Origin of the sequence: Streptomyces sp. MS191 (assembly GCF_008042125.1) — a bacterium.
In the GTDB taxonomy this organism is placed as follows: domain Bacteria; phylum Actinomycetota; class Actinomycetes; order Streptomycetales; family Streptomycetaceae; genus Streptomyces.
On sequence record NZ_RDBI01000043.1, the window covers coordinates 1 to 4,168 of the forward strand.

4 protein-coding genes and 3 pseudogenes are annotated in these 4,168 nt (G+C 70.9%); all 7 read left to right on the plus strand.

From position 1 onward, the window contains the following. Positions 1-252 (plus strand): hypothetical protein (locus tag EAO71_RS21375; RefSeq protein ID WP_410093995.1); only part of this gene is annotated, 252 nt, incomplete at its 5' end. Positions 253-438: 186 nt separating this feature from the next. Beyond that, entirely contained in the window at positions 439-711 is a 273-nt protein-coding gene (locus EAO71_RS21380) for a hypothetical protein (RefSeq protein WP_147979441.1), read from the plus strand. 85 nt (positions 712-796) lie between these two features. Beyond that, positions 797-1,390, plus strand: a pseudogene (locus tag EAO71_RS21385) (ATP-binding protein); the annotation flags it as partial. Between the two features lie 260 nt (positions 1,391-1,650). Beyond that, positions 1,651-2,469 carry a hypothetical protein gene (locus EAO71_RS21390; protein WP_147979442.1) on the plus strand — a complete coding sequence of 273 codons (819 nt, stop codon included), beginning with the start codon at positions 1,651-1,653 and terminating at the stop codon, positions 2,467-2,469. 71 nt (positions 2,470-2,540) lie between these two features. After that, positions 2,541-3,284: a hypothetical protein gene (locus tag EAO71_RS21395; protein WP_147979443.1), complete on the plus strand. Its 744-nt coding sequence runs from the start codon at positions 2,541-2,543 to the stop codon at positions 3,282-3,284. 140 nt (positions 3,285-3,424) lie between these two features. Then, a pseudogene (locus EAO71_RS21400) lies at positions 3,425-3,952 on the plus strand (magnesium chelatase subunit ChlI family protein); the annotation flags it as partial. Then, positions 3,949-4,168 (plus strand): annotated as a pseudogene (locus tag EAO71_RS38245) (hypothetical protein); the annotation flags it as partial. The pseudogenes EAO71_RS21400 and EAO71_RS38245, both read left to right, overlap by 4 nt.

The window sequence follows — 4,168 nt, forward strand, 5'->3', positions numbered from 1 at the left end:
TGGCTACACCGACTGGAGTCCGGGGAGCCCGTCATCGCGCCCGACTTGCGCAACCTGGTCGGCCTCGCCGCCGGCCTCTCCGTGCCCCTAGAGGTCGTTCAGGCCGCAGCCGGGGAGCAGTTCTTCGGGATCGCGACCGTGAAAAGCGCCTCGGGGCAGGCGCGCGCCCTGCTGGCTCGGGCTGACCGGATGACGCCGGAGCAGGTGGATGCGCTTGCCCGCTTCCTGGACATGATCGCCCCCCAGGACTAGCACCCTGTCATATGCGATGGGTACAGATGTGCGGACAGTAGCCATTGCGTGCACGGTGTAGTCAAATTCTGTCCGAACTGGCAGCATGAGTGATCCGCCTGGGGGGCGTGCACATCAGGTAGCCTGCATGGGTCGTACGGTTCGAACTAACGAGCGGACGGTGCGGGCCACTCACATGGGGGTCACATGGCCGACGAAGGAACAGCCCAGCGCCGCAACGAAAGCGCTTCCGCACACGCCTCCGTGCGCGTTGAGTTCGTCCCCGCAGAGAAGATGCCGGACGGCTGCAACGTCGTCCTCCTCAACGTCGGCGGGGCCCACGTAGTGGCCGTTCGCGAGCGCCAGATGACCGAAGATCTACGCGCGGAGGTCAACGAACTGCTCGAAGGAGTCGTAGCCTGCGGCCTGTGGCCGCCGCACCCCGTGGACACCGAAACACCGCGCAGCCGCCCGCACTGAGTAGCCACCCCTCCGAGCCCGACGCCCCGTGAGACCCTCACGGGGCGCTCGTACGTCCAGGGGCGTCTAGAGGCGCATTCCGCCAGGCTTCGACCTCGCCGTCGCCGCCGCGGTCCTCGGCGCCGCCGAACGCATCGACCCCCGCGTCATCGCCGACCTCGTCCTCATCGGAGAACTCGGACTCGACGGCCGCGTCCGCCCCGTACGCGGAGTCCTGCCCGCCGTCCTCGCCGCCGCCGAAGCCGGCTACCAGCAGGTCGTCGTCCCCGAACAGACCGCCGGCGAAGCCGCACTCGTACCCGGCGTCTCCGTCCTCGGCGTCCGCAGCCTCCGCCAGCTCATCGCCGTCCTCACCGACGAACCCGTCCCCACGGAAGAACCCCCCGAAGACGGCCGCCCCGACGCCATGCTCGCCGGACTCCTCGTCCCCGGAGCCGGCATCGGCATCGGCACCGGCCTCGCCGCCGACCCCGCCGACGGACCCGACCTCGCCGACGTCGCCGGACAGCACACCGCCCGCCGCGCCCTCGAAGTCGCCGCCGCCGGCAGCCACCACCTGCTGCTCTCCGGCCCACCCGGCGCGGGCAAGACCATGCTCGCCGAACGCCTCCCCGGCATCCTGCCCCCACTCACCCGCCAGGAGTCCCTCGAAGTCCCGGAGGCGTTCACCGWCGCCGGCCGCGACCTCGCACGCGCCGCCGAACGCCTCTCCCGCCTCACCGAAGACGACCGGTTCCCCAAGAACCGGGACACCACCCACCACCAGCTCCCCGAGCTCCTCGGAGCCCTGGAGCACACCGTCCGCCTCGTCCAGGCCATGAACCTCCCGGACTCCCAGGCAAGCGAAGAGGCCCGCCGCTGGTGGGCGACGAGCCTCAACAACCTCAGCGACACCCTGCGCGGCGTCGCCCACTCCCTCAACCAGGAGCAGAAGTGAACATGTCCATCGTACCCGTCCAGACCGTCATCCCCGAGGTCGACATCGTCACCGTCACCCCGGCCCTCGCCAAGAAGTGGCTCGCCCGCAACAGCCACAACCGTCCCCTCCGTAAGCGCGCCATCGCCGACTACGCCCGCGACATGGCCGCCGGGAACTGGCTCCAGAACGGCGAGGCGATCAAGTTCGCCGAGGACGGCACCCTCCTCGACGGCCAGCACCGTCTCAGCGCCGTCGTCGCCGCAGGCGTGAACGTACAGATGCTCGTCGTCAGCGGCCTCCCCCGAGAGACCCAGGAGACCATGGACGCCGGCCGCAAGCGCACCGCAGCCGACGCGTTCAGCCTCCGCGGCGAGACCAACGCCGCCGTACTGGCCTCCGTCCTCAAGCGCGTGTGGCTCTGGGACCAGGGCGACTACAAGTTCGGACAGAACTACAACCCCACGACGTCCGAACTCGCGGTCCTGCTCAAGGAGCGCCCCGAGATCCACCGGTCCGTCGAGATCGCCGTACGAGTCCACCAGGCGTTTCGCTACATCCCCCAGTCGGTCACCGGCACCGCGCACCACATCCTGTCCCGCATCGACAAGGCCGAAGCCGTCTGGTTCTTCGCCCGCGTCGGCGACGGCGCCGAGCTGGCCGCCGGACACCCCGTCCTGACCCTGCGGAACCGCGTCATGACCGACCGCGCCGACAACCGCAAGATCCCGGACTACCAGCACCTCGCCTACCTCATCCGCGCATGGAACGCCGTCCGCCAGGACCGGCCCCTCGGCCGCATCGTGCAGCCCACCGACGCGCCCATGCCCCAGCCGAAGTAGACGTCCCGGCCCGGGGCCATCGCGCCCCGGGCCCGCCCCACCCGGACCATCCTCACGACGGAGAGCCCCAGTTGAGCACTGACGAGCAGGCCACCCGCGCCCCCGGCAGCGTGCCTAACGCCTACGGCAACGCGATCGCCTGGCGCTGGGCCCGAGAGATGCCCACGGCCCTGCGCCGCGGCTTCCTCACCCTGCTCTACGCCCTCCGTGCCATCGCCAACGCCAACGGAGAGCTCCGGTTCCCCGACAAGCCGATCCGTATCCAGGACATCGCCAAGGCCGCCGGCGCCGACGAGAAGGACACCCGCCGCTATCTGAACGCCGCCATCGCCGCCGGAGTCGTCGCGGTGAAGGGCGAGCAGAAGCGCGGCAAGGCCACCTTGTACACCCTCGTCCTTTGCCCCGTGCCGGACTGGGGCGCTGCCGAGGACGTCCTGAAGACCACCCGCCGGAAGCCGGGCAAGTCTCCGGCGCCGTGGCAGCAGCCCGCCGAAAGTTCGGGGGACCGCGACCTGAACCAGTTCGGGGGACCGCGCCCCGAACTTGAGCCGGATCCCGAAGAAGAAGTTCGGGGGACCGCGCCCCGTATGAGTTCGGGGGACCGCGCCCCGAACGGTTCGGGGGACCGCGCCCCGAACAACCCAGGTAGTACTCAGGGTTCTTCCCAAGACGCGGCCGAGGTGGTCTTCAAACCTCAGGTAGTTGGGGCCCCCGGTCCTCAAAAGATCGGCGACGAAGAACCACAAGACCACCCCGCCACCACACCGGTCGGCTTCCTCCGCTGCGGGACAGGATGTGGTGCGCGGTGCCGGTGACCGACTGGGGGATGTAGCGAAACGCCTGGTGGACTCGTACGGCGATCTCGACGGACCGGTGGATCTCGGGGCGCTCCTTGAGCAGGTCGTACGGCGATCTCGACGGACCGGTGGATCTCGGGGCGCTCCTTGAGCAGGTCCTCCTCGCCCTCGCCGCCAACCCCTGCCCCTGCGGCCGCCACAGCCTCCACGGCACCGGCTGCGAATGCCCCGCCTCCCTCATCCGCCGCTACCAGGCACGACTCTCCGGCCCCCTCCTCGACCGCATCGACCTGCGCGTCGAAGCCCGACCCGTCACCCGCTCCGACCTCCTCGCCCAAGGCGGCCGTGCCGAGTCCACCGCGACCGTCGCCGACCGCGTCCGAGAAGCCCGCGCCCGCGCCACCGCCCGCCTCGCCGGCACCCCCTGGACCGTCAACGGCGAAATCCCCGGACACGAACTGCGGACCCGCCACCTCGTCCACCCCGGCGCCCTCGCCACCGCCGAACGGGACATCGACCGCGGACTCCTCACCGCCCGCGGTCTCGACCGCGTCCTGCGCGTCGCCTGGACCGTCGCCGACCTCGCCGGGCACGACCGCCCCGACGCCCAGGACGTCGGCCTCGCCCTCGAACTGCGCACCGGCATCGCCCGAGGCGTCCCCGCCACGACCGGAGCCCGGCCATGAACACCCCCGAAGAACGCCTCGCCCGCGCAGCCCTGACCCGCATCGTCGAACCCGGCGACGAACACGCCGGCCGCTGGATCCGCCGCTACGGAGCCACCGGCTTCCTCCAGCGCATCCGCGCCCCACACACCACGAGCACCACCTCGGACACCCCGCCCCCACCCGGCGCACCACGGCCTCCAGGTCACCCAGCCCACGACAGGCCGCCACACAGCC